General features: G+C 43.4%; 25 protein-coding genes and 1 tRNA gene. 14 read left to right on the top strand and 12 right to left on the bottom strand.

The annotated features are described in order from the left end of the window. Positions 1 to 73 precede the first annotated feature (73 nt). The 7 genes from L5L97_RS16555 (at position 74) to L5L97_RS16525 (ending at position 8,991) form a co-directional block, all read left to right on the top strand. Positions 74 to 1,330, top strand: coding sequence for an efflux RND transporter periplasmic adaptor subunit (locus L5L97_RS16555; protein WP_263141722.1), 1,257 nt, complete (start codon positions 74 to 76; stop codon positions 1,328 to 1,330). Between the two features lie 2 nt (positions 1,331 to 1,332). Next, positions 1,333 to 2,004, top strand: a complete 672-nt coding sequence (locus L5L97_RS16550; RefSeq protein ID WP_263141724.1) for an ABC transporter ATP-binding protein — start codon at positions 1,333 to 1,335, stop codon at positions 2,002 to 2,004. 12 nt (positions 2,005 to 2,016) lie between these two features. Continuing rightward, a complete protein-coding gene (locus tag L5L97_RS16545) occupies positions 2,017 to 4,455 on the top strand; it encodes an ABC transporter permease (protein ID WP_218738445.1) in 2,439 nt (812 codons plus the stop codon). Positions 4,456 to 4,465: 10 nt separating this feature from the next. Continuing rightward, positions 4,466 to 5,842, top strand: coding sequence for a radical SAM/SPASM domain-containing protein (locus L5L97_RS16540; protein ID WP_263141727.1), 1,377 nt, complete (start codon positions 4,466 to 4,468; stop codon positions 5,840 to 5,842). Between the two features lie 66 nt (positions 5,843 to 5,908). Continuing rightward, on the top strand, positions 5,909 to 6,106 hold the full coding sequence (locus L5L97_RS16535; protein ID WP_218738442.1) for a hypothetical protein: 198 nt from the start codon (positions 5,909 to 5,911) through the stop codon (positions 6,104 to 6,106). A 76-nt stretch (positions 6,107 to 6,182) separates the two neighbouring features. Beyond that, positions 6,183 to 7,277, top strand: coding sequence for an aromatic ring-hydroxylating oxygenase subunit alpha (locus L5L97_RS16530; RefSeq protein ID WP_218738441.1), 1,095 nt, complete (start codon positions 6,183 to 6,185; stop codon positions 7,275 to 7,277). Further along, positions 7,270 to 8,991: an ABC transporter ATP-binding protein gene (locus L5L97_RS16525; RefSeq protein ID WP_218738440.1), complete on the top strand. Its 1,722-nt coding sequence runs from the start codon at positions 7,270 to 7,272 to the stop codon at positions 8,989 to 8,991. Before L5L97_RS16530 ends, L5L97_RS16525 begins: the two co-directional genes overlap by 8 nt. A gap of 1,453 nt (positions 8,992 to 10,444) precedes the next feature. Here L5L97_RS16525 and L5L97_RS16520 read toward each other — a convergent pair. From L5L97_RS16520 to L5L97_RS16500, 5 genes are all read right to left on the bottom strand, one after another. Continuing rightward, on the bottom strand, positions 10,445 to 10,735 hold the full coding sequence (locus tag L5L97_RS16520; protein WP_263182896.1) for a hypothetical protein: 291 nt from the start codon (positions 10,733 to 10,735) through the stop codon (positions 10,445 to 10,447). After that, positions 10,725 to 11,642 carry a helicase RepA family protein gene (locus L5L97_RS16515; RefSeq protein ID WP_263182894.1) on the bottom strand — a complete coding sequence of 306 codons (918 nt, stop codon included), beginning with the start codon at positions 11,640 to 11,642 and terminating at the stop codon, positions 10,725 to 10,727. Before L5L97_RS16515 ends, L5L97_RS16520 begins: the two co-directional genes overlap by 11 nt. Beyond that, on the bottom strand, positions 11,639 to 11,878 hold the full coding sequence (locus L5L97_RS16510) for a hypothetical protein (protein ID WP_263182893.1): 240 nt from the start codon (positions 11,876 to 11,878) through the stop codon (positions 11,639 to 11,641). The genes L5L97_RS16515 and L5L97_RS16510 overlap by 4 nt, the downstream gene beginning before the upstream one ends. A gap of 238 nt (positions 11,879 to 12,116) precedes the next feature. Further along, positions 12,117 to 12,242 carry a hypothetical protein gene (locus tag L5L97_RS16505; protein ID WP_263182892.1) on the bottom strand — a complete coding sequence of 42 codons (126 nt, stop codon included), beginning with the start codon at positions 12,240 to 12,242 and terminating at the stop codon, positions 12,117 to 12,119. Positions 12,243 to 12,262: 20 nt separating this feature from the next. Continuing rightward, a complete protein-coding gene (locus tag L5L97_RS16500; RefSeq protein WP_263182889.1) occupies positions 12,263 to 12,829 on the bottom strand; it encodes a hypothetical protein in 567 nt (188 codons plus the stop codon). 421 nt (positions 12,830 to 13,250) lie between these two features. On the opposite strand from L5L97_RS16500, the gene L5L97_RS16495 reads away from it, so the two are divergent. The 3 genes from L5L97_RS16495 (at position 13,251) to L5L97_RS16485 (ending at position 16,876) form a co-directional block, all read left to right on the top strand. Next, complete coding sequence (locus L5L97_RS16495) at positions 13,251 to 13,838, top strand: hypothetical protein (RefSeq protein ID WP_263182888.1); 588 nt, start codon at positions 13,251 to 13,253, stop codon at positions 13,836 to 13,838. A 422-nt stretch (positions 13,839 to 14,260) separates the two neighbouring features. After that, complete coding sequence (locus L5L97_RS16490; protein WP_263182886.1) at positions 14,261 to 16,369, top strand: hypothetical protein; 2,109 nt, start codon at positions 14,261 to 14,263, stop codon at positions 16,367 to 16,369. 96 nt (positions 16,370 to 16,465) lie between these two features. After that, a complete protein-coding gene (locus L5L97_RS16485; protein WP_263182884.1) occupies positions 16,466 to 16,876 on the top strand; it encodes a hypothetical protein in 411 nt (136 codons plus the stop codon). A 56-nt stretch (positions 16,877 to 16,932) separates the two neighbouring features. Here L5L97_RS16485 and L5L97_RS16480 read toward each other — a convergent pair whose 3' ends face one another. Next, entirely contained in the window at positions 16,933 to 17,073 is a 141-nt protein-coding gene (locus L5L97_RS16480) for a hypothetical protein (RefSeq protein ID WP_263182882.1), read from the bottom strand. 316 nt (positions 17,074 to 17,389) lie between these two features. Between L5L97_RS16480 and L5L97_RS16475 the strand changes: the two genes are divergently transcribed. Together L5L97_RS16475 and L5L97_RS16470 are read left to right on the top strand one after the other, a co-directional pair. Further along, on the top strand, positions 17,390 to 17,617 hold the full coding sequence (locus tag L5L97_RS16475; protein WP_011625439.1) for a DUF4224 domain-containing protein: 228 nt from the start codon (positions 17,390 to 17,392) through the stop codon (positions 17,615 to 17,617). Continuing rightward, on the top strand, positions 17,610 to 18,626 hold the full coding sequence (locus L5L97_RS16470) for a tyrosine-type recombinase/integrase (protein WP_263182875.1): 1,017 nt from the start codon (positions 17,610 to 17,612) through the stop codon (positions 18,624 to 18,626). Before L5L97_RS16475 ends, L5L97_RS16470 begins: the two co-directional genes overlap by 8 nt. A 92-nt stretch (positions 18,627 to 18,718) precedes the next feature. Here the strand turns inward: L5L97_RS16470 and L5L97_RS16465 are convergent. Then, positions 18,719 to 18,795 (bottom strand) — tRNA-Trp (locus L5L97_RS16465). 381 nt (positions 18,796 to 19,176) lie between these two features. Between L5L97_RS16465 and L5L97_RS16460 the strand changes: the two genes are divergently transcribed. After that, positions 19,177 to 19,515, top strand: a complete 339-nt coding sequence (locus L5L97_RS16460) for a PBPRA1643 family SWIM/SEC-C metal-binding motif protein (protein ID WP_113939267.1) — start codon at positions 19,177 to 19,179, stop codon at positions 19,513 to 19,515. 100 nt (positions 19,516 to 19,615) lie between these two features. On the opposite strand, the gene L5L97_RS16455 is transcribed toward L5L97_RS16460, so the two are convergent. Genes L5L97_RS16455 through L5L97_RS16440 form a run of 4 tightly spaced genes read right to left on the bottom strand, consistent with a single transcriptional unit; the run spans position 19,616 to position 22,656 of the window. Further along, a complete protein-coding gene (locus tag L5L97_RS16455; RefSeq protein ID WP_263182873.1) occupies positions 19,616 to 20,560 on the bottom strand; it encodes a hypothetical protein in 945 nt (314 codons plus the stop codon). A 40-nt stretch (positions 20,561 to 20,600) separates the two neighbouring features. Further along, the gene (locus L5L97_RS16450) at positions 20,601 to 20,759 is read right to left on the bottom strand and encodes a hypothetical protein (RefSeq protein WP_168822757.1); all 159 of its coding nucleotides are present in this window, start codon (positions 20,757 to 20,759) and stop codon (positions 20,601 to 20,603) included. After that, positions 20,756 to 21,688, bottom strand: a complete 933-nt coding sequence (locus tag L5L97_RS16445; RefSeq protein ID WP_263182871.1) for a 3'-5' exonuclease — start codon at positions 21,686 to 21,688, stop codon at positions 20,756 to 20,758. Before L5L97_RS16445 ends, L5L97_RS16450 begins: the two co-directional genes overlap by 4 nt. Positions 21,689 to 21,723: 35 nt before the next feature. Continuing rightward, positions 21,724 to 22,656 carry a DUF808 domain-containing protein gene (locus L5L97_RS16440; RefSeq protein WP_105251669.1) on the bottom strand — a complete coding sequence of 311 codons (933 nt, stop codon included), beginning with the start codon at positions 22,654 to 22,656 and terminating at the stop codon, positions 21,724 to 21,726. A gap of 239 nt (positions 22,657 to 22,895) precedes the next feature. Here L5L97_RS16440 and rpiA point away from each other — a divergent pair, with 239 nt between their 5' ends. After that, complete coding sequence (gene rpiA / locus L5L97_RS16435; RefSeq protein ID WP_028761507.1) at positions 22,896 to 23,558, top strand: ribose-5-phosphate isomerase RpiA; 663 nt, start codon at positions 22,896 to 22,898, stop codon at positions 23,556 to 23,558. Between the two features lie 183 nt (positions 23,559 to 23,741). On the opposite strand, the gene L5L97_RS16430 is transcribed toward rpiA, so the two are convergent. Continuing rightward, a complete protein-coding gene (locus L5L97_RS16430) occupies positions 23,742 to 24,932 on the bottom strand; it encodes a class I SAM-dependent rRNA methyltransferase (protein ID WP_012090004.1) in 1,191 nt (396 codons plus the stop codon). Positions 24,933 to 25,019: the final 87 nt, after the last annotated feature.

Below are 25,019 nucleotides of genomic sequence, written 5' to 3'. Positions count from 1 at the left end.
TGACGCATCACTTTGTCCTATGTACATTAGCGCATATTAATATCTTGTGTTGTTATTTTAAATGGGGTCTTGAGTGGATAGTGTCTTAAGTGGGGAAAACCGAAAAATAAAACACCTCATCCGTAAAAATATCATTTTGATATTAGGTTTTTTCGTAATGTTAGCTTACATAGTTTTTTATTATGGCAGTGTTAATCACACTGAAACTGACTCTTATACCTACACTTATGTTGAAAATAAGTTCATTCAAAAGACTGTGAGTGGTTATGGAAAGCTAAGGCCTCTGCGGAATCATTTTTTAACCGGAGAGGTTATTTCGGTGGTTGAAGAGGTATTAATAAAGCAAGGAGAGCAGGTTAGTAAAGGTGAAATTATTGCCGTATTAGCGAGTTCCGAACTTGATAGGGACCTTAATACAGCAAAATTGAGTTACGAAAGGTCAAAACTGCAGCTATCTGAAACTCAGGCCAACAATCGTTTAGAGGCCCTTAGAAAAGAGTCGACCATTAATGATATTGCTATCGAGTTAGAAGAAGCCAAAATGATTGATGTCATTTATAAAAAACTATTTGAAACCAAAGCTGTATCAGAGTTGGAAGCGAAACAGGCAAGTCTCAAAGTTAAGCTGCTGACTAATCGATTTGAGCGAGAAGACTACCTGTTAGAGCAAATGAAATTGGCCCACCGACAAAAAGAAGTCGCCCAAGAAAAACTTGTTCAGCAAGAAAATTATTCTTTGCAGTCAATACAAGCGATTAAAAATAAGTTAGTTGTTAAAGCTGAAATGGATGGCAATGTTACTGAGCTTAATATTGAGCAGGGGCAGACAGTAGCTGTTGGCGGAAAAATAGCGACAATTAGTACAAATACGGAGCTTGTAGCAGATTTATATGTTCCACAAGATGAAGCTTCTAATGTGTTAATTAACGCAGAGGGGATTGTTAATACAGGTAGTGGGCGTATCAATGGTCAGGTTGAACGTATTTTTTCTAAAGTATCTGATGGTACAGTTCTGGTTCAATTAAAACTTAATAAACCGTATCCCAATAATGCACGGAATGATCTAAAAATATCAGGTGAAATCTCCATTGGAGAGCCAGAAGAAATGCTGGTTGTCAAACTACCTCAAGGAAAAGGGGCGAGTAAACAAGGGCTACATGCTTTTTACGTTGTATCAAGTGATGAAAAAGTCGCAAGTTTAAAGAATATTATATTTGGTGAACAGTATGATGGCTACCACGAGGTTAAGTCAGGCGTTATTTTTGGCGACAAACTAGTGGCTATACTACCCGAAAATTTTGACTACCAACCCACATTGAATTTGGACTAACAATGAACAATTTATTAGAACTTAAAAATATAAATAAAAGCTATCAAACAAAGACCCTTAATACGCTTGCTCTTAACGATATTAGTTTAGCGGTGAAAGAGGGCGACTTTATTTCTATATGTGGTCCATCGGGAGGAGGTAAGTCGACATTACTTTCTATACTTGGAATGCTAGATGAATTTGATTCGGGTAGTTATGTCAGTAAGCAAAGCAATCTTGGTGAGCTAAGTAGAAAAGAAAAGGCCAATTTAAGAAGTAGTTTTTTTGGCCTAATATTCCAATCATTTCATCTTATCGATGAACTTACGGTACTAGAAAATGTGTTGCTACCGTTAAGGTATGCGAAGAACGTCCGCAGGGATGCTGAGAAGGATGCTAAGCAATGGTTACGCAAATTCAATTTGGACAGCAGAATCAACCATTATCCGAATCAACTCTCCGGAGGTCAGCAACAGCGAGTAGCTATTGCTAGAGCGTTGATAGCCAACCCCAAAGTGCTGTTGGTAGACGAAGCAACGGGCAACTTAGATTCAGAGAACTCTGAGATTGTCATGACATTGTTGAAACAACTTAACGAGGAAGGATTAACCATAATAATGGTAACGCATGATGAGCACTGTGCGGCTTATTCGAAAACGCGATACACCATGAAAGATGGCTGTCTTTTGAACTAGATTGGGGTTTAGATGAACAATATTATGATGGATTTTCGACATGCGTTTGTGCGCTTACGTCGAGAAAAACACTTTACCGCGGCTTTTGTCGCTACACTGTCAATTGTCTTGGCTTTTACTTTTAGTGTCATGGCGTTAGTAGATAATGCTCTGATAAAACCACTCCCATATCCGAAAGCAGAAAGCATTGTAGCGATAGAGACAGCGGTTCATCTTCCCGACGCCACGATGAATGGTAATTCTCCCGGCATCTCAAGAGAAATTATTGAAACGTCGCCACTATTGGATCTCACGGCACTACATATATTGGATCAACGTACTACTGTGGACCGTAGCGGTAAAACCTCCCTTCCCGTCGGATATGTCACACCGAGCTATTTTGAAATGCTGTCTTTTGAATTTCAACACGGCTCAGCTTTCCAGGATGACTTTGTTCCAGGGAAGAAAAACCTAGTTGCGGTTGTCAGTGAGTCATTTGCTCAATCTGAGTTGCGTAAATCACCCATAAAAGTGGGAGACCAAATACAACTCAATGAAGAGTTTTTCCGCGTGGTAGGTATTGTGCAGGACATCGACACACCGTGGAACCTTTCTGAAAAGCCTATTAACGTTTGGTTGCCCACTTCTGCCAGTGGGAAAAACTTCTATAAGATTCCGGAGTTTGGCAGTGAAATGTCGCTACTGGCCATTCCGAAGAATAGCGATTTAGCGGTACTCAACGAACAACTTAATAAAGAGATGAAAGATATTGGTCGTAAGGGGCTACCGCCGTTCATTCAAATTGACGGAAAAGCGACATTATTGAAAGACCTTATTGTAAAAGATAGTAAAAACATCATTCTTGGTATCGGGCTGTGTGCGATCTTTTTTGTGGTATTGACTATGGTTAATTTAGCTTCGTTGTATATTGCTAATGCAGCGAAGGCCAAACACCAGATGCTGATCCGCCAGGCGTTGGGCGCAACCCAAAATGATGTTGCACGATTATTGTTCAGTGAAATTTTGCTGTTAACGCTATTTTCTTCGGTTATCGCGATATTGTTATCTGCGGGCTTACTTAACGGCTTTAAACATTTCTCAAGCGACTTTCTAGCGGGAGCGAACACGTTAGGGCTAGATGCAGGCTTGATTGCTGCTTACCTGATTACCTCAGTACTGATCTGTTTAACTTTCCAGCTTTCAGTGATGAAAACTCTGCGTGTAAATAATATCTATTCCTCACTTAATACTGCAACGAAAGGCGCTGGGGCCTTACTTTCCAGCCGTACCCGTAATGCTATTGTGTTCTGTCAGGTGATGCTGGGAACGTTGTTGTTGATTATTTTTGTTAAGTTCTCATTTGAATTTAATAAGCGAGTGCTTATGGAGCCCAGTTTTGCTTTGGAGGATGTCTATCAGATTGAAGTCAAAGCTCGGGAAGCAGATAGTGCTAAACCAGGCTATATGAACAACTTAGTGAGTAGCATTCAACAAATTCTTATTGACCAAGGGATTAAACATAGTGCATTTACCAATCAGCGACCTTTGGATACGGGGATATTCACAACCGATGTTAAAGATCTTCAAGGCCATTTCCTTAGTCAAGTAAACCCCATTGCAGTAAGCGACAGCTATCAGAGCGTAGCGGGGTTAACATTAATAGACGGCGAATTTTTCTCTGAAAATGATCGATTGAATGCGGCAGCGAAAGTGATTATTAGCCAATCTTTAGCTGGCTACCTTTTTCCAGATGGTAATGGTTTAGGTCAGTTTGTTGAAATTACTGCTTTAGAAAAAGATTTCGAAATTATTGGCGTAATGGAAGACATACAGAACCCAGGATTAATGGATACCGCTGGGGTAGCTAGCGTCATGAATAATCAGGCATATGTACCATACAATGCCGACGAAAAGCAAAGTAATACGCAAGAAGATGTTGTGATTCTATTTCGATCTAATGGCGACACTGAGCAGCAGGCGAGCTTACGTTCCACTATTGATGAACGCCATCCAGAACTATTGAATATTACGCTCACCTCATTGGACAACGAGTATGCTGAAATTCGTGCTCCGTATGTTGTTGGAAGCGTGCTCTTCAATTCTTTGTTGTTGATAACATTAGTTATTTCTTTTTCAGGGTTATACGGTTTGACTAAATTTAATGTGCATGCAAAATCAAGAGAACTAGGGTTAAAGCTCTCCTTGGGAGCAAGTGATAAAGCGCTTATTGTTGACTCGGTAACTCAATATTCAAATCCGGTAATTTACGGATTAGTTTTTGGCTTGTTAACAACGGTTCTATTGTCAATGTTAGGTTTTAATTTTGCTAGTAAAGCAGTGCTAATTGAGCCTTCAATTATTATGACGACAGCATTGCTAACTATGGTTACGTCACTGTTGTCTATTGTTCTACCGACAGTTCAAATTCTTAGTAATAACAAAAATATAAAGTCACTATTAGAAAGTAACTAGGAACACAATAATGCATAAGGACATGAAAAGAATCGATGTAATAGATGTCACTGAGCCGACTTATGATGCTAAGCAAGTTGTGGATGATGCGCTTTCGCATCGTTTATCAGACTCAACGGTGGAGCTGTTTGACTTATTAAGTAAATTGCCTCAATCACAGGCGGCGGCGGAGCTAATTGGGTTGCAAACCCCTGAGTCGATTTTAAACGCAGATGAATTAGCGATTTTTTACGATGTGGCGAGTAAGCCTATTCGGTCGGACAGTACCGGTGCAGGTAAGGCCGTAGTCGTGGTTAAAGCTACTCGTTTATGTAATTTACGCTGTACTTATTGCAATGCTTGGGCTGAAGGGCCTGGTAATGTTATGAGTTTTAGAACACAAGCAGAATCGATTAAGAACCTATTAAACATAGAGGGTGTGACTAGGTACGATTTTGTTTGGCATGGTGGTGAAGTCACCATGCTTCCGCCGAGTTATTTCAAGAAGCTTATCTGGCTGCAACAACAATTTAGACGTCCTGGGATCACGATTGGTAATTCTTTGCAGACAAATGCAACCATGCTGACTGAAGAGTGGTTGGAGTTTTTATCTTTAGCCAAAGTGGGCATTGGCATTAGTATTGATGGCCCTCCAGAAGTTCATGACCTCCGCCGACTCGATCGACATGGCAAAGGCACATCGGCCAAGGTCGCGCATGGCATAAGTCAATTGAGAGCGCATGGTATTAGTTTTGGTGGATTGGTCGTGGTGGATGAAAAAGTTAGAGCCATACCTGCAGCCAAGCTATTACAATATTTTGATGAAATTGGTTTTTATAATATTGATTTTCTTAACTTAGTTCCCGATAACAGTCAGGCGCCTTGCACCTTAGGAAAAGCGTTTGTGAATTACGACGATTTTATTGTCTTTCTGTGCGAAATCTACCAAGAGTGGTTTGCGCATTATAGAGAGACGATTACCGTGCGCATTTTTACTGATTTGCTTGACGTTATTGAACAGCGAGAGACTACAACGACAAATTGTTATTGGAGCGGTAATTGTTCAACGGAAATCTTTACCTTGGAGTCAAATGGTGTGATCGCACCGTGCGACAAGTATGTCGGAGATAAAGACTCTCGACACGGTGATGTCACCAAAGTAGGACTCGGGCAATTACTAGATAAATCAGATTACCATCAAGTCGGCTTACAGGAAGCTGAGTCGGCACAAACACGCATGAAACAGTGCAATTGGTATCACCTATGTCAAGGGGGATGCCCGCATGATCGTCTTGTTAACCTTAAGAATAAATTCAAGGAAGAGGATGAATATTTGTGCTGTGGAGTCGCGCCTCTGTTTAACTTGATGGAGCAAAAATATAGAGAGTTTGGGCTATCACGTCCTTAGTTTCTGTATACCATAATTCTCACAGGTAGTCTGTTAGGGAATTACACTAAATAAAAAGGAAATACTATGTTAACTATTGAAAAAAATAACGAAACGTTAAGTGATCAAAATATTGAACAACAACTGTCTCAAGCGAAATTACTTGCTGGTTTAGTTAAATCAGATGCTAAGCTTGTCCTAACTTGTCAGTCGTTAGAAAGAATGAAAAATCTGCCTAAGCACGAGATTACTAACTGGACTTGGGGTCACCAATTCGAGCAATAATTCGACACTAACTGTTTAGTTGCTAAGGAGAGCGTACCTCTCCTTTTTTTGTCTCTATGTATAAATGGGTAAAATTATGGATTGGCTTAAAACAGCTAAACAACGGCTAAAATCAGGGTACGCTTTAGATCGTCGATTCTACTTTGACACAAATGTATTTGAGCTGGAAACAGCCTATTTGGAGAAGCACTGGGTAGCGTTGGCTAGAGTGAGTGATTTTGAAACGGCTTACTCTTATAAAACTTATAATATACTCAATCATAAAGTGATTATTGCGTTAGATAAGGCTAATCAGTTTTATTCATATTCTGCCATATGCCCCCACCGAGGTGCAGTGATTGCCGATGGCGTCGGCGTCGGCAAGCATCATCGTTGTCCATACCATGCTTGGAAATTCTCGATTGATGGGAGTTTAATTGGCGCGCCGTTTATGGAGAAAAAAGACTGCCAAGGGTTGCATCGATACGGCTGCTTGGTTTGGCAAGGCTGGATTTTTGTCAACTTATCTGGTGATGCCGATATCGAGATGTTTAATACCGACAGTGTCAATGCCGAATTGCAGGATTACCGTTTATCTGAGTTGGTCCCCTTAGCTGACAAAATTACTTTCGAAGGAGCGTTCAACTGGAAGAGTGTTATCGATAATTTTGGCGAATCTTATCATGTGATAGGGACGCACAAAGATTCTATATACGATAGTATTGATTTTAAGCGGAGCCACTGGCGAGCCACTGAACAATTTAATGCTTCAAATTATCCCTCCTTTGATGCTGAACGGACTTTTTTTCCCCAACCCCGGTTCAATCTTAAAAATACTGCTGCAAATACTTGTAACTTTCAGTTGTATCCGATGCTGCTGATCGGTTTGACGCCAGATTTTGTTATCTGGATAGAGCTCGAGATTGTAGAGCGACTCTATACCCGTGCTCATTACCATATTTTGGGCCTTCCAGAGATTATTGCCGATGAGGCTATGAGCGTGAGATTGCCGCAATTAAGAAGTTCAATTGAACACATAGCCGGGGAGGATATCGGTGCCTACTTGAATGTAGGCAGTAGTGCGATGAGTAAACCATACCCTTCTGGTCGACTTAGCCAGTTTGAACAAGGTACCCAGTCTTGGTTTCAGTGGTATTTGAACAATATGCTCAAAGGAGCTGTAGATGTATAGCAAGCAAGTTACGACCATCAGTTTACTTGAACGTCAGTATGTGATTCTTGTCGTAGGGCTGCTATTCATCATTAGCTCTTCATTACTATCCTTATTTGTTTTCGTCCATTTTGGAGAGCTGGTTGAAAGTGGCTCATATCAATACGTTATTGATATATATCCTGTTAGTTTAGGTATTCTGGTGTTGCTTGGTGTGTGTACTGGCTTACGAAAGTACACTATGGAGCTATTGGGAGAACGGGTTCGGTGTCGATTGCAAGCTGACCTATACGCACAAATCATGCGGATGCCTTATTATGTCTTAAGTGAAAAAGAAACCGGATTTTACGTTTCACTGTTAACTAATGACACCATGGTGATTAAACAGTTTTACGGTAGCTCATTGTCGCAGATTCTTCGTGGTGGACTGACGATTGTTGTCGGCATTGTCATGATGGCAATGATGAGCTGGAAGTTACTACTGTGCTCTTTATTGATCTGTCCGATTGCGCTTGCTGTATTATTACTGACCGGTAAAAAAATTGGTTTGTATGCGAGAGATGTGCAAGAAGTTAATGACCGCATGAGTAGCGCAATTACGCAAAGTATTCAATCTTTAGAAGTTATTAAATGTTTTAATGCTGAGGCAACCCTAACACACAAATTCAACGGCAATGTCAATTTATCTTTGGTGAAAAGCACTTACCTCTTACGTATCGAATCCTTGATGTCTAGTTTATTGATTTTGATGGTATTTGGTGGATTGGCTTCTATAGCATTATATGGCCTTGAGCTCGTTAACTTTCAAATCATGACTATTGGCGAATTAACTTCCTTTATGGGTGTGCTGCTTATGGTTGCCATGTCTTTTGCATCAATAAGTGGAGTTTTTGCCAAGTATAAACGGACGCAAAGTTCGATGGCTCGTATCAATAAACTTCTTATGTCCGCTCAAGCTACTCGCCTGGAGAGCCTTCTTTCGCCTATTGAAAATGTCGTTAGTATTGCGTTCCATAATGTCTCTTTTACCTATCCGAATACAACTGAAAAAGCATTAGACGATGTATCTGTAACTTTTACTATTGGTGAAAATATCGCACTAATTGGTAACTCTGGGGCAGGAAAGTCAACCTTATTCAAATTGCTACTAAAAATCTATTTGCCGACATCCGGTGAGATTTTGGTAAACGGCGTTAATATTAATGATCTATCTAGTGCAATGCTCCGCGAACGATTTTCGGTTGTGCTGCAAGAGCATTTTATTTTAGATGGAACGATTCTTGAAAATATATCGTTCGGGAAAGAGGTCAATTTTTCAAGCAAAATTGAAACAGCGGCTCGAAAAGCGGAATGTCTAGATTTTATTAATCGCTTACCTCACGCATGGAATACAACAGTTGGTGATGGTGCAAACAAGTTGTCTGGTGGTGAGAAACAGCGATTGTCATTGGCGCGAGCCTTGTACAAAAGCGCAGATGTGTTACTGCTCGATGAGGCCACCAATTCACTTGATGTGAAGAATGAACATCAAATCCAAAGCGCAATTGCAGCGGCCAGCCACGGTTCTCTAACTTTGACCATAGCGCATCGCCTAAATACGATTGCGAATGCGGACCGAGTACTGTTTATGTCGAAGGGAAAGATCATTGGTGATGGCACTGCTAGTCACCTTTCTAGCTGTTGTGATGAGTACAAAGAATTCATGTCATTACACCAAAATATGTTAGCTACCTAAGTTACGGTACAAATGACGGCACAGCCTGACAAAATTACAGCTTGAATGTTTTTCAGAACGTCAAATTGGCGTGAGTGTTATCGATGGCTACTTAAAAGCTTGTGGCACTAAGGCTTAGTGTCGTAAGGAGTCGTAGTCTAACTATAAGCATCCGGTAATTTACCTCTAGCTAAGTTTGGCCTTCAGGGGGGGGAGGGCTATTTATATCGAAGTTAACGTAAGATAACTGCTCCAGGGAGTGCTCGATGTAATCGGTAAGTGTAGCGGCTTGCATACCCTCTCGTTAACGGCTTCTATCGTTGTCGATGGTTTTCTCGTCCACACCTCCATGACAGGAGTATCAGGTATGGAGAGTGTCCGCTGGCATCGTCCAGTTACCCTTCCTAACCAACTGAGCGTTCGTGTCACAGCCGTAGGAAAGAGTCCGCCAAAGGCCGGAAAGGGCTATGGTGTCCTCAGGTGCAAACTAGAGGCATTAGAGCAAGACGGTGGCCTCGTTATGTCAGCAATGGTAGATTATCTTCTGGGGTCTAAGTCATGACTTTGGTGAGTGTCTACCTAACCAATGGCTGTTGGCGGACGTACCTACGCTGCGCTCCAGCACGCCGCAAAGCCAAGCGTTAAACCCATAGAAATTTTAATCCGAAACTGACGAGTTAGAGCAAAGGGTCTATCACGCTTTTGTCCCATTTTCATTTAAGGACGGCTTACTGGCCGCCCTTCAGCATCCTTTTCAACCGTTTGAGAAGTTCGAAGAATCCCCCTAGCCAGTATGGTAAGGGGAAAGGCTTTGCAGGGCCAGAGAGCTTAGCGGTTAGCCGAACGCCATAAAGGCGGAAGGCTATGCCGCCCTGAATATACTGAATATCCTGTAGATACTGCCGAAATCGGGCCGCAGTAGCACGCATCCAGGCCACTGTGGCACACTGTCTGGCCGTTGTGACACGCTATTGGGCCGTTGTGGCACGTTCTCCTCAGCACAGTAAATCCAATCAGGCCGCTGTGGCACGCATTATCCGGGTTGCAGTTTCGCATAACTCAACGCCTACCATCTTTAAACCTTCTCTATCTTCCTTCAACCGCCGTCGGCCATTGCGTAGATCCATGCTTGTAATATTCTGACCATATACAGCTCGGAGTAGAGTATCAGTGTACCAACCACCATTTGGATTGTTTTGATGGGTTAACACATGACGAGCCACAGCTTGACTAACTCCATGTTGAAGTCGGGCTATGGGTCCAGGTGAGTAGTATAGATTGAGGTCTCGCTCTAAGAGCATTACTAGAGCAATGCCTAGTCTTACTCGCCAGAGGTGACGCTCACCTCCTGTAAGTGGGTTGTAACGCGTTTTAGGTGAAGGGATCACGTGATCGATCAGCCCACCAATAATCCGATCTCCTGACAGCTCAAACTCTGGCGTGACAATTTCAACTGTTGCGCTTCGGAGGTCTTTTAACAACGACTGTAGACGAGACAAACTGTAGTTATGGTCAGACAGAATTCGACGAACTTTGGCTGGATCACAATTCCCCCATCAGAAATCTCTCTTTTACGCTCTGCCGTGTACATTATCGCTTCAACCACATCAGCATGTCGTTGCCCTAAGCGGCCATTGACGCGACAGCGACCGAACGATGTTGAGATCCAATCGCCTTGCATTTCCTTTGGGCGTAACGATGGTTGATATAACATGACTCGCGCTTGTAATACTGTGCTAGTAGGCACGACTTCATTACCAGTCATTCTCGCCTCCCACCCCAACAACTTTGCTTAACCGTGGCTTTCCATATTTCTCCTTCATCGTCAATTTTGAAGAGCCACCATACGAAAGCTGCGCTGGTTCTAGCACACCTCTAGGACCTCTTTGGAACCATCGATCTTCTATCGGTGCGGAATAATTGATCTTTGGGAATGACAGTCGTACAAAGTTACGGCGGCAATTTTCATCGATGTTGAATTGTTTAGCCTGATCTAGAGTCATTCCGATCAAATTCGCCTGAAATCGAGCGTTGTCAGTCAGAACTGAGCTGCCCCTACTGGCTTGCTGGGCATCACCACCATTGAGTGCTCCGGCTTTGCTTGTGTGGTGAAGGAATAGCACTGTTGTTGAGTTCTCACGGCAAAGTTGCTCCATGTAGGCTAGCAGTCCAGCCATGTGACCGCCGTCATTCTCGTCGAGTTTGTGAAAGCGCCGCAACGTATCAACAATGACTAGCCGTGCATCACGAGTGACGCTGGCAAGCCAGCGCCGCCATTCTATCGTCATCACATCCACGCCACGGCCAACAAGGGGAGCAACATGTAGGTTAGTGAATACTGTTTCCTTCTCTATTTGTTTAAGGCGTTCACCGATAGAATAAAAACGCCCATTAAGCACATCGGAAGGATCTTCACCTGTGAGGAATACAACTCGACCAACATTTCGCTGCCATGCTGTGTCCATGCCAGTGAAATTAAGCATGTCAGGGCCACCAGATACTGTGATGGCAGCTTGTAACGCAAGCATCGTTTTCCCTGTCGCGCCAGGTGATACAAGTGCACCCACGGTTCCTGATTTGAAACCTGGTAACACAAAATCGAGGGGAGCTGGCTCATGTTCTACAGCGTGTCGCAAATCGAGCCACGAAAAATTCTCCATGAACTCGCTCATGCAACACCTCCAGCTATGCCATATTGGATAGCAAGTATCGTATTGCGGCGATTAATTTCAGCTTCTACTGCTGGATTTACAGCGATTGGAAGCAGTTTGGCAGAGTGAGCAATAGCCAAGCATACATAGGCCTTATGAGTTATTGAGCCGCTTGCAGCCGCCACATCGATCATTTGTGAAAATGGTTCCGACAATACAATCTTGTGGAAATAAGAAGGGTGAATTTGTACGGTCATAACAAACCTCAACGAATAAAAAGTTGAGGCACTGCGATCGCGGCTGTTGAGCACTCCGCCCCATTCGCGCCTGATTAACGGGGGGTTATGGCGATACGCTTTAACCAGACAGGTCTAAACCTATAAGGCTGCTCATGCCAGGCATGAACTCACGGTGGAACTTTCACATGTGAAAGTTTTCCGCTTACCAAATCAATTAATATGCTGTTTGTTTAGAGAGGCCAGCTACCTCCCTTTATTAAAAACTTGCCATTAAGATTGAAGTTAATATCATTCCAGCAATTTTAATAATGTCCACTCCGAACAAACTTCCGATTGCTAAGCCAGCGATTACCATTTCAATTTTTGTAATTTGTGTGTACATAACAAATCTCCTTAACGTCTTTAAAATAAAGCCTGTTGCTGACTACGCTTGGGAGATGAAGCAATATGCCCCAAGCGATGCTCACTTTTTGGATGCTCCCAATTATTTTTTCCACAAGCAGGGCAGAATTTACTGACAACTTTATCTCTCAAACCCGGCCCACTGAAAACTTCATTTTCACAATGTACACATTCAGCAAAAAAAGCCTCCCCAGCACTTATTTCCTCACAGGCTTTGTATAAACCTGAAATATCAAAATCTTTTCTAGTTTTTAACCATGTGTATGCTTCAAGAACTGATTCTAGATGAGTTAGTTTCTCGCGTAATTCACAGTAAATTTGTATTGCAGATGAATAACTCACCCAATCGGACTTTGACAGAATATTTTGTCCATACGTTGCGCACCTACGCTCACGAATGGAAAGGTCCTCTCTTATTTTTCTAACTTGTTTATAGCTGAAGGAAGTTTCCTTCTGAACGATTGAATTCGAAAAGCCAATTTTGACCAAATAGTAGCCAAACGCCCATCTATTTAGGTGATGGTTATCTGGCAGGAACGGTAGCGGTTTGAATACATTGGAACGCATAAAGCCCCCTGTTCAAAGTTTAAAACAATGAACAAGCGAGGCCCCATGCCTTACTTGGTATCCCAAACACAAATCATGAATGGGCTATTTGATGTGCGAAGGAATTAATCCTTACGCGAATGAATATGCTGTTTAAAGGCCAGCTACCGTTATTTAAATAATAGCAAGACGGAGGGAGTTGTCAACAACTCTAAAAACAAAATTAGTCAATTATTTCATTAAGTTAACTTTGTCACGTCAGGACAAATTTCGATTACTGTAATTATCATAATTACGATAATACCGTAATTATCGTAACCCTAATCATTACGCCACTTTGTCCAAAAAGGGCAATTTGGCGTACCAAGATATCAGGTAATCGCCTTCAAAATTATCCATGCGAATAACGCACAACTATTTCATTCACATGGAGATGCAATCAATGCAAACATTTAAAAACGCCGCTGTCGTAGCAGTTATTACCCTGTCGTCCACAGCCGCTTTTGCTGGTACAGGCACCGGAACTTCTCAAATTTCAGCAACACCGCCAGCTCTTTCAATAGTCGAGATTCAGCCATACAAAATGACGCTTGAACGAAAGGCAGGAGCATCCCCTACAAGTGGCTTCTCATTAAAAAACTGGGCAACTCATCTGGCACAAAATCCAGAGGACACAGCGCAGCCAGGGTGTTTAAAAGTGCAAGGGGATATGGCGAAAAACGTCGGTATTACAATTACTAACCTGTCAAATCCTGCTGCGCCTGGAGGGGCAACGTTGAGCTTCTCAGGAACACCAAAGGTTAATCTAACCACTTCAACTGTTGATTGCGCGGACGCCATATCTAAAACAAGCGCTGGCGTTGGTATAAACGCAGCACCAGTTTCAGCAACCACCGCCTCTTCGGGCGAGCTTTATATCGCCTGGTCGTATCGCCAACCCGCCACAGCCTCATCAGGATTCATGCAGCTCAGCGCGTGGGAAGAAGGGATCTTCACAGGAACTGTCGATCTTCAAATCGATTATCAGTAAGCAAACGTGTAGGAACTGGCTCAGCTAGTTCCTAGTCTTTTCGAGGTCCCTATGAAGCCCCTTATTAATTCAATCATGATAGTGACGCTAGCAGCTTTCATATCTGTACCTACGGCGGCATTTCAACTTAAGCTCCATGACGTGGAGATTAGTCGTAAGTCAGCGACTGAAATCCCAGTTTCAAATACCCTAAATTCGCCAATAATCGTGAAAATCACCCCACCAGATGGGGTACAAGTATTTCCCCGACGCTTCCAACTTCTCCCTGGAGAGCGGCAAGTAGTAAAAGCCCTTGAGAGTGATGGGAAAGTATTAAAGCCAGACGCTAAGATGGCATTTTCTTATGCTGTAATAGGCGAAGGCAAACAAGGGGTTCAATCAAGAATTACACTAAGACTGCCTGTCAGAGAGGAGTCTGAGTGATGAAGCAAAAACTTTCACATGTGAAATTTTTTGTGCCCTCTATCTTGGCCGCAGCTTTCACACTTACAGCCTCACCAACACGTGCAGATGACTACTTGATGAAGTTTGTCATGAACGGACAAAACAAGGGGGAATACCTTGTTTCTCGTGAAGTAGATAACACCACGGCTGAGCCAGGGCTATGGCAAGCTGCTGGTGTAAACACCACCGCATCACTACCCTTGGAAAGGTTAAACAACCTTGGTCACGTCAAAATTGTTTGGTCAGAACAAACCATCTACTTTTACACACGTAATAGCACGATCAAACCCAAGACAGCCAAACCAGAGGTTACAATTGAACCAGCTGTATCTAAGCTGGATGTGAAATCCTTTGACTACTTTCTCACCTATCAAAACAAAGGTGATATTGCGGGTAACATCACGGGAACAGGCCGCGTAGCAGATCTCGATGTTGATGTTAGAGCTGGACTAGAAGGGCAAGAGTCATATTTCTCATCACAATGGCATAGCGAAGACAATCGCTATATAAAAGACGTTGAGCTGGGACGAGTGCAGCGATATGGCTTGGATGGCTTTGCTGCAACCAACGAGAACTATTTGGCTACAGGTTCATTTTCTAGTGACCAGATAGAGTTGTACTGGCCTGTTGGAACAAGGGTAGATGTATACCGTGACGAAATCTATCTAGAATCTCTGGTTCTGGATAGTGAGCCGTTCTCTTACAAAATCGAGCTGGATTACAGCACTAATCTATATAAATTTGACGCTGTATTGCCCGATGGCACAACGGACACCAAAACAGTAGAAAGAGCCATTTCGGGACGACTTGCGCCAGTAGGAGGTCTAAACTACCAGGCAGCTATAGGCAAGTCTCCAATCTCAAATGAAAGCAAACTAATTGGTCACTTGGCCTACGGAGTAACTAACGAATTGTCGCTTTTCGCTGGTCAGGATGAACAGGAAAGACATTATTTTTCCGCTTTATATTCAAGAGATGATTTTTCATTTGAGCCTGCTTGGTATGGCAGCAGTGGGTACGCTCTGAACGGCTCTTGGCAGGATGACAATCTTGCGATCTTTGGGCAATTAAGTGATTTAGACAACTATCAATTGCGCTCTGTTAGTGTTTCATCACGCTCTCTGTTCCAACCAACTATTCAGTACTCTTCCCGCACGCACGGCGGTTATGAAACTCAAGAAACGACGCTACGCACGTATCACAGCGCTCGCCTTGAGGCTCTGAATACATCAATTTCTTTATCTCCATACTACTCCAATCGTTTAACCAATGGTGTCAGATCCAATATGTTGGGAGGGCGAATGCTTGCTAACATGGCGGAAGGTTGGCAGGTTTTAGCGTCCTATGAGCATGAAAGTAAAGAGCTTGATGGTATTAAACATATAGAACGTTTCAATGGAGAGGTATCAAAACGATTTAATCTGGGACGGCTAACTTATCGCTACACGGCAAGCAATTTTGGTCATGGATGGGAAGGCCAGCAACAAAGCCTACGTGCTGATCTTTGGAACTGGAAATTTGCAACTGTATCAGCTTCGTTCAACCACTCGTCTAATAGCGGTAACAACGTTACTTTATCAGTCAGTGGTAGCTTTGGCCGAACTGGATTATCAAGAACTCCTCAGCGCAGTCAAGCTCAGTTGGAACTGTCAACCTGTAAAGATTTAAACCTTAACGGAATCTGTGAACCAACTGAGCCCGAAGTTGAAGGTATCACTGCAACAGTGGCAGAAAGAGAAGTTGTAACACCAGCCATCGTTGATTCACTCACACCTTATCAAAGTTACACCATTCAGGTAGGTAGCGGCTTCAACTTGTCCCCTCGTTACAAAGCTGTGGAATCAACAAGATTGATTAGAGGCGGAGTAAATAGGTTACGTTTACCGTTAACTGAAATTAGTGAAGTTGAAGGCCAGCTTGAGCGAGATGGAATTAGAGTAGCTCTAATTGACACAGAAACGGGAGATGTTCTGGCGGAACAAACCACTGAATTTGGGGGATGGTATCTGTTTTATGCTCCATCTGGGCGCAAGGTCAAGGTTGTCGAAGAACCTAAGTCAAAACCAGCTAAAAACTTTCACATGTGAAAGTTTTCTAGTGTCCAAAATGGGCACTTTGGCGTGCCAACTATGACTAGTTTTTGAGTAAAAATAGCTCTGTGTTAAGCAAAGAGGAGATTGGTCATGGCATATCACTTACACCTTAACTTTAAAAACAAAGAGTATTTTTTATCAGATGGCGCGTGGTCAACCGAAGAAACCATTCAGGGCCTTCTTCTACCAATAAGTGCGTATCAACACGCCGATGAAAAAAGTGCGTTGAATGCCGTCGATGAACTTAAATCTTTGATAGATGAGGTTCTTGATAAGGTTGAGATTGAGTGGAGCGACTGGATGACTCAGAAACCAACGATCATCTACAAGGAAGATGTTAAGTTGTTGATAAGAAGAATTAAAGAGGAGTTTTATGTTAACTCATTCCACTCTTACTTAAACAATGGAAAATTTAGTGAACAACATAAGGAAAGGGCTACTGAAGAGTTTTACGGGAATTTACCTCGTCTCGAAGATGAAGGCTGGTTCAACTTCAGTTGAATCATGCTGAGGCACAAGAACTTTCACATGTGAAAGTTTTTATATCCACTTCATCGTCAGCCGTCGGATTGCTCCTTAGCGGCTGACGCCTCTGCCTTCTCATCAATATCCTTTAGAATTTCCGCAGCCTTCTCATTAGCTTGCAAAACCACTTCTGGTTTTTCCTGCTCCAGAATCTGCTCAAACGCTCTTGCCATAATGCCCTCCTTCCAAGTCCAAGCTATTATAAACAATAGATGTTAAATAACGAGAGGGATGAGCGATGACGCCGTTAATATGGGGATTACTGGGATTATTCGTTTTCTTCACAGTGGTGACTTTCGGAAGCTTGTATCTTTACAACAAGCGGGATAGGCGTTAACTCCAATTTTAATCACCATAAAAAAGGCTTTATGTGTCCGTATTGGGCAGTTTGAGAGTTCATAACTTGAAAAAATGAATGAGAAAATAGTCGCAAATATATCGGAGCCAAAGGATTAATAATTCTTTGCTCAAGCATTATGGATAACTAATATGGCGACCATTTTAAACGAAATGCTAACAGAGCAACAATTAATAGAGCTAACCGGCTATACGAAAGCAAGCGCCCAAATCAAGCAACTAAAGTTACAAGGAATACATTATCACTTACGTAGTGACGGTAAGCCTGTAGTGACATGGACGGCGGTAAACTACCCATTTACACATCGAGCGGTAGCAAATGACAATGTTCCTAATTTTGGAGCAATAAGCAATGGCTAAACGCAAACCAGAAGATGCATGGATGCCAAAAGGCGTATACCTGCATAAAGTTCGCGGTAAAGCTACCAGCTACATCATGAAAAACAGCAAGCGCACAATTACCTTGTGCTCTGCATCTTCAACACGTGCAGAAGTTTGGACTGCATACGAAGCAGCTATTGAAAAATCACTGGCCAAGTACACATTCAAACGCATGGCTGACGAATACCAGGCATCTGCAACATTCAAAGAACTAGCACCTCGCTCGCAAAGGGATAGAGAACGAGAACTAGCGATGTTTAATAAAGTCTTTGGCGAAATGGAACCAGACACAATTAAGCCACACTACATTCGTCGATACATGGATATTAGAGGGAACACAAGTCGTACTCAGGCAAATCACGAATTATCAGCATGTAGTGTAGTCTTCGGCTGGGGATACGAGCGTGGTCATTGCAAAGAAAACCCTGCTAAAGGCGTTAAGAAATTCAAGAATAAATCACGTGATCGGTACATCACTGACTATGAGTTTAACGCACTGCTTGAGTGCTGCGAACAGCGGCTAAAAATTGCTTGTGAGATCAGTTATCTATGTGCAGCGCGACAAGCCGATGTGCTATCACTAAAGTGGTCACAAGTGATGGATGAAGGGATTTTTATTCAGCAGGGTAAAACTGGCAAGAAACAGATCAAGGCTTGGTCGCCACGCTTGCATGAACTCATTAATGAAGCGAAAACATTACGCAAAGGTATTGCCAGCGTCTTTGTAATCAACAAAACAGGTGGAGGCAGGTTAACAGCAGATGGTCTGCGCAGCAGTTGGCGCAGAGCGATAGACAAACTAGCATTACAATATCCAGACATTGAACGAACGTTCACATTTCACGACATCAAAGCGAAAGGCATCTCTGACTTTGAGGGAAACATTCACGACAAGCAGCAATTTAGTGGGCATAAAACCGTTGGCCAAGTGAACGTTTATGACCGCAGAACTGAGATAGTGCCAACTATCGGCAGTATTAAGAAGTGAATCGTTATTCAAAAAGCTGATTAGACATTTCTAACAACTTTTCTAACAAAATAAAACGGCTCGCATATTTCTATGCAAGCCGTTGTTTTATTTGGCAGGGGTGGCAGGACTCGAACCCGCAACCATCGGTTTTGGAGACCGCTGTTCTACCAATTGGAACTACACCCCTGTTGACGTGGGGCATTATGCTAAAAGCACCTCCAAAGGTAAAGTACTTTTTATGGCAAAACTCATTAACTGAAGGTTTTTCAAACAAGTTAGGCTATTGCTGTTGATTTAACTGCCACTGAGATTAAAAAGCCATCGCATATTAGCGATATGACGTAGTAGATACTTAGTTTAGAGCCCATAGGTTAATAGTAACTCGACTAAATGATCCCACAACAAATCAGTTTGATGACGTCGAATAAGTGTGCCGTTTCGGCCATTTTGAGGTGCTTAAGGGTTAAAGACGCGCATTTATCGAAAAAAGATCTGAGTTCGATTTATAAAATCGGCGTTTTATAGTATAAGCATCGTCAATTTCATACACAGCTCGACGGAACCACTCATGTCTGACAAATTTTTCTTCAAGGGTCGTAAAACCCCTAAGCCAAAGCACGAAAGCTATGGCTACAACACTAAACGTGCCGCTAAACCGGGTACAGAAGCATTACCATTACAATTAATTGTTGCCGACGAAGCGCGTAAACTCGAAGTTGCCGCGATTGTTGCCGAACACCAGCTGTTCGCCAATATCGAAGTCAATGCCGACGTCGCTGAAGATATTGTTGAATTAGACGGTTTATTAAATAAGCCTAAGACCACGACTTTCGAGAAAAAACCGAATCGTAACGAGCCTTGCGTTTGTGGTAGCGGTCAAAAATTCAAGAAGTGCTGCGGCAAGTAAGCGCTTTCATAAGCGTGATATAGATAGGGACTTTTGCTGTAACGCTTTTGTGCGTCGGGAATCGCCCCTTTACTCCCCTCTTTTTAGTTTCTGCCCGAAGCTAATCTTCCAACTTTGAGATAAAAATCCGCTGCAAATCGTTATTCCATAGCTGAATAATTTTGCGGGTCTTTTCTTTATTCCAAAAACATTTACCAAATAAAATCAAACCAGCGCCTTCAAAGCAGCGTTTATCTTCTATTTCAAATTGCGCTAATAATGGTTGCTTTATCCCATCGATAGGAATGCCGATATCTTTGCTGTCGGCGGGGTTAAGCCAACTCATCGTCGGGTCAGTGTGGGATATCGTGCCCCAATACATGTGGGGTTTATTATCGCTTGGGTCCGCATCGGCAAAATTGACAAACAGGTTCTTCGCCCGCCAACGGTATTTTCGCTCAGCGTCTGCGTATACCCAGAGATCCGATTTCGCCAAATCTGTACCGCGCAATAAACTGTGGAGTAACTTTTCGAGCCCTTGGCTAGGCACTCGTTTTTCAGTGGTATGTTCAGCGGTGTTAACTTGGTAGCCTGTTTTCGACTCTTGTATCCGATCATCCACTGACGATGCAACAGACGCTTTCGATGACTCAGGCATAGAGGACAATTTAGGCGTTGGCTCAGTCTTGCCGCTTAATGCCTGTGTTGTCGAAACTTTGTTTGCAGGCGTATGGCGACGAGGTTTACGGCTAAAATCGATCATTAACGCATCGGCATCCACCAGCTGTTGCTGCACTTCGAGGGCATCTTGTTCTTCACGGGATTTTTGTGCCGAAGGTTTAAATTCAATGCAATCAGCTTGGTGATATCGCGAGCCAAAACAAGCGGCTTTACCGTCTTTTGAGGCTTTACGGAAATATGCTTTACCACCGCAGGCGGGGCAAATTAACCATTGCCGCAAACGCTCGATATCCTCATCGGGTAATTGTTGAAACTTAAAAACACTATAAGTCGTTCTCGCAATTAAATGATCCTCTGTTTCGAGTTCACAAATAGCATCTAACATAGTGTTCTCCTTTATTTTCGACTGCTGGCAATACCGCTATCTATGCCCAAGCATTAATCCCAAAAGTGATAACACTTAACAGAAGCAAGATGCCAAGTACGCGGTAAATCAAACCTAAAGTACTGGTGCCTTGTGAGCTCGCATCCGAATGTAATGACATGATTTTAACTTTTGCGGCATCTTGGGTTTTGTGTTTCATTCTGCATCCTTAAAATATTTCGCCAATGGCACTATCAAACTTGAAGGAATTGATAATGCGGCTTTTGCGGCACTCGATGCATGATAAAAGGGTGTCAGTTGAGTGATTAACGCGTTGAAGCATTTGAGTGCGGCCAAGGCATCGGCGGCGGCATAATGAATTTGCGCACTGGATAAAGGCACGTGCTGCCAATTCGATAAGGTGACTTTTTTAGGTTTGTCGATACGTACACCCAAAAGCGCCGCAACTAACTGGCGCGTCCCCATTTCCTTCTCCGCTCCAAGTTGAGCCAGTGCCCAATTTAAATCTAATGTTGAGGCGACATTAATGCCCCATTGCCGCCTGAGAGCGTGTGCATCACTGCGTAAACCAACCCCGACTTTGAGTATGGTTTCATCTTCTAATAAGGCTTTTAACTGGGTGAATTGCTCACCCAAAATGGCATGCTGAAATAAATAACAGGTATCCACTGTCGCGATTTGAATAAGACTCAAGGGATGTTGCACGCCGCGCTCAAAGCTTGCACGGGTTTCAGTATCAAAACCTAAGACTTGCTCAGCCTGTAATCGCGCGACAACCGCATCGAACTCCGATGGTTCAACCACCTCGATGCGGACATGTTGAAATTCAAAAGCTGCTAACGCTGCAAGTTCAATATCATCAATACGTGTAGTCAAAGCGATACGTTGCTGCAGCCACAAATATGCCCACTGACGCTGCGCTTGAAGTTGAGTTTTAGCTTTAATTGCATTTTCAGCCTTGGCCGATACCTGCTCACTTTTCTGCAGCTCGGTCAAGGCATTGAGGTTATCAAGATAAGCCGTGCCAGCAGCATCCATTACCGCCATTAACCCATCGGCATCTTTGCCAAACTCTTTACGTAACCAAGCCAGCTTACTCGGGGAGACACAGTACTTCATTAACTTCATCGTGCTCATCCTTGATGGTTGATGCGCGCAGCTAGTTAACTACGCAATTTCTGTATTCCTGTCATCGCAATAAGTGCAACAGCGCCAGCAACGACACCAAATAAGCCATTAAGAATACTTGGCGTCAGCACAGCAAACACAGGTCCAACAACACCAATGGCAGCAACCGCTTGTTCAGCATGGTGGATTTGCTCGCCGACTAGGTGTAGGCCATGAGTTAAAATCCCACCGCCCACCATAAACATGGCTGCCGTGCCAATAATCGTTAAACTTTTCATTAATACGGGAGCTGCACTCAATAAACCAAAACCTAATTTACGGTTCATTTGAGTTAATACAGAGGCGCCTTCACGTTGACTCAAGTACAAACCCGCATCATCCATTTTCACAATTGCCGCCACTAAGCCATACACGCCTATGGTCATGACTATCCCTATGACAGCTAACGTAAAAAACTGTGTCGATAGGGATTTGTCCGCCACGATACCAAGGGTAATGGCAATAATTTCCGCCGATAACACAAAGTCGGTACGAATCGCCCCTTTGACTTTTTCGGCCTCGTAGGCGGCGAAATCTTTAATCTCAGGTAACTCATTCTCTACTTGGGTTTCGTGTTGTTGCTGGCCTTTTCTATGGCTATAGCTGTGATGCAGTTTTTCAAACCCTTCGTAGCATAAAAACAGTCCACCAAACATTAATAAAGGGGTGACAGCCCAGGGAATAAAAGCGCTGATAAGCATTGCTGCTGGTACTAAAATCAACTTATTACGGAATGACCCCTTGGCCACTGCCCACACGACGGGTAATTCACGATCGGCGCTTACGCCCGTCACTTGCTGGGCATTGAGGGCTAAATCATCCCCCAGTACACCCGCGGTTTTCTTTGCCGCTACTTTACTCATTACCGCTACGTCATCCAAAATCGATGCGATATCGTCAAGTAAGGTTAATAAACTCGCGCCTGCCATGCTAAATCCTCAATAAATCATTCTGCTTTTGCCATAGTAGCTTAGTTAGATTAGTTGCGTATAGCGAAATGCTTTCCAACTTAACTGCTTAAGTTACTTACGTTATTGGGACTGGTTGCTAATGTGAAAATGCCAGCAATCTAGATCACACCCACGGTGGAATTGCGCCACATTATTTATCGGAAAAGAGTATACTAAGCCCAGAATTTTTTACTCATTTGCCGTTACAGGATGTCAACATGACTCAAGATGAAATGAAAAAAGCTGCCGGTTGGGCCGCACTTAAGTACGTTGAAAAAGACAGCATTGTTGGTGTTGGTACGGGTTCGACTGTGAATCACTTTATCGATGCACTGGCGACCATGAAAGCCGATATCGAAGGCGCAGTCTCTAGCTCTGAGGCATCAACTCAGAAAATGAAAGCGCTGGGTATTCCCGTTTATGACTTAAACAGCGTCGATCGTTTATCTGTCTATGTGGACGGTGCCGATGAAATCAACGACCGCATGGATATGATTAAAGGCGGCGGCGCGGCATTAACTCGCGAGAAAATTGTCGCGGCAGTGGCTGAGAAGTTTATCTGTATCGTGGATAACACTAAGCAAGTCGACATACTAGGCGAATTTCCACTACCCGTAGAAGTCATTCCGATGGCACGCTCTTATGTGGCGCGTCAACTCGTTAAACTTGGCGGCGATCCTGTGTACCGTGAAGGCGTTGTTACCGATAACGGCAACGTGATCCTCGATGTGTACAATCTTAAGATCCTTAATCCAAAAGAATTAGAAAGTCAGATCAATGAGATAGTCGGTGTAGTGACTAACGGTCTGTTTGCCAAACGCGGTGCGGATGTGTTACTCGTTGGCACCCCTGATGGCGTAAAAACCTTTACCGCCAAATAAGTTAAGTGTAAAAATCCTATCACAGTCACAAGGCTGCTGATTGTAAAAATGCACAGTAAAAAATATGCTGTAAAAATGCCAGCCACTTTATTCAAAGGGCTGGCATTTTTTATGGTTCTTTTTAGGGTTCAATGTTATCTAACTCAGCTGCCCATCGCAGACAGCTTATATCAAGCTCTTGGCTTACCAAGCTCTGGCGACTAGACCTTTTAAGTAGAATCCTTCTGGGAAGGCGCTACCGATAGGGTGATCGCTCGCTTGGCTTAAGCGTTCAATAAACTGGATTTCACGTTTCGCATCGAGCGCGGCATCGGCCACGATTTTTTGGAACAGATCCGCAGGCATTAATCCTGAGCAAGAGAAGGTCAATAACACGCCGCCCGGATTCAACAACTGCAATGCAATCATATTGATGTCTTTATAACCACGGCAAGCCCCGTTTAACTGTGCCTTGTTATCGGCAAACTTAGGCGGGTCGAGCACAATCACATCAAAGGTTTTGCCTTCATCACGGTACTGGCGCAACAACTTGAACACATCGGCTTCGTTGTAATGCACATTGTCATCACTCAAACCGTTCACTTGCATATTGAGGCGCGCTGTCGCCAAGGCGAGAGAAGACACATCGACGTTTTCAATACTGGCAGCGCCTGCTTTCGCAGCGTACAGACCAAAAGTCCCTGTGTAGCAAAAACAGTTCAATACCGATTTATCTTTGACAAAACGGGCGGCAATGGCGCGGTTATCACGTTGATCGAGATAGAAACCTGTCTTATGGCCTTTAATCACATCGACGGCGATCTTGATGCCGTTTTCTTCGATAATCACTGGCATTTCTGGCAGAGTGCCGTGCAGTAAACCCGTAACCGGCAACAGGCCTTCTTTCTTACGGGAATCCACATCAGAACGCTCATAAATAGCGCAATCAGGATATTGCTCAGCCAATAGCTCAACTAAGGTATCGCGCCATAAATCAGCACCTGTGCTCAGTAACTGGCACACCAGCACATTGGCATATCTGTCGATGGTGATCCCAGGTAAACCATCGGACTCAGCAGCCACTAAACGATAGCCCGTTAAGCCTTGCTCGCGGATTAAATCGTTACGGCCGATTTGCGCCCGCTGTAAACGTCTGGCAAAAAACTCGCGATCAATTTCCTCTTCGCGATCGAAAGTCCAAATCCGCACTTGAATTTGCGACTCAGGCGACCAAGCACCACGACCTAACCAATGACCATCATGCGCGACCACATCGACTGTCTCACCCGCTTCAGGTTTTCCCTTAATGTTATGAATAGCATTGGAAAATACCCAAGGATGGCGACGCTCGAGTGACTTCTCGCGGCCGGGTTTAAGTTTGATTCTGATAGCCATAGTTGCCTTTAAAAATAGGGCCGCCACTAAAAAAGGGCTGCTGTCTAAAAATGGGAAACGGATGATATACCCAATGCCACCTAAGTG

Source organism: Shewanella sp. SM71 (assembly GCF_025653905.1).
In the GTDB taxonomy this organism is placed as follows: Bacteria; Pseudomonadota; Gammaproteobacteria; order Enterobacterales; family Shewanellaceae; genus Shewanella; species Shewanella oncorhynchi.
The sequence above is the reverse complement of the archived record's forward strand: the minus strand, read 5'-3'. Positions and strand labels throughout refer to the sequence as shown.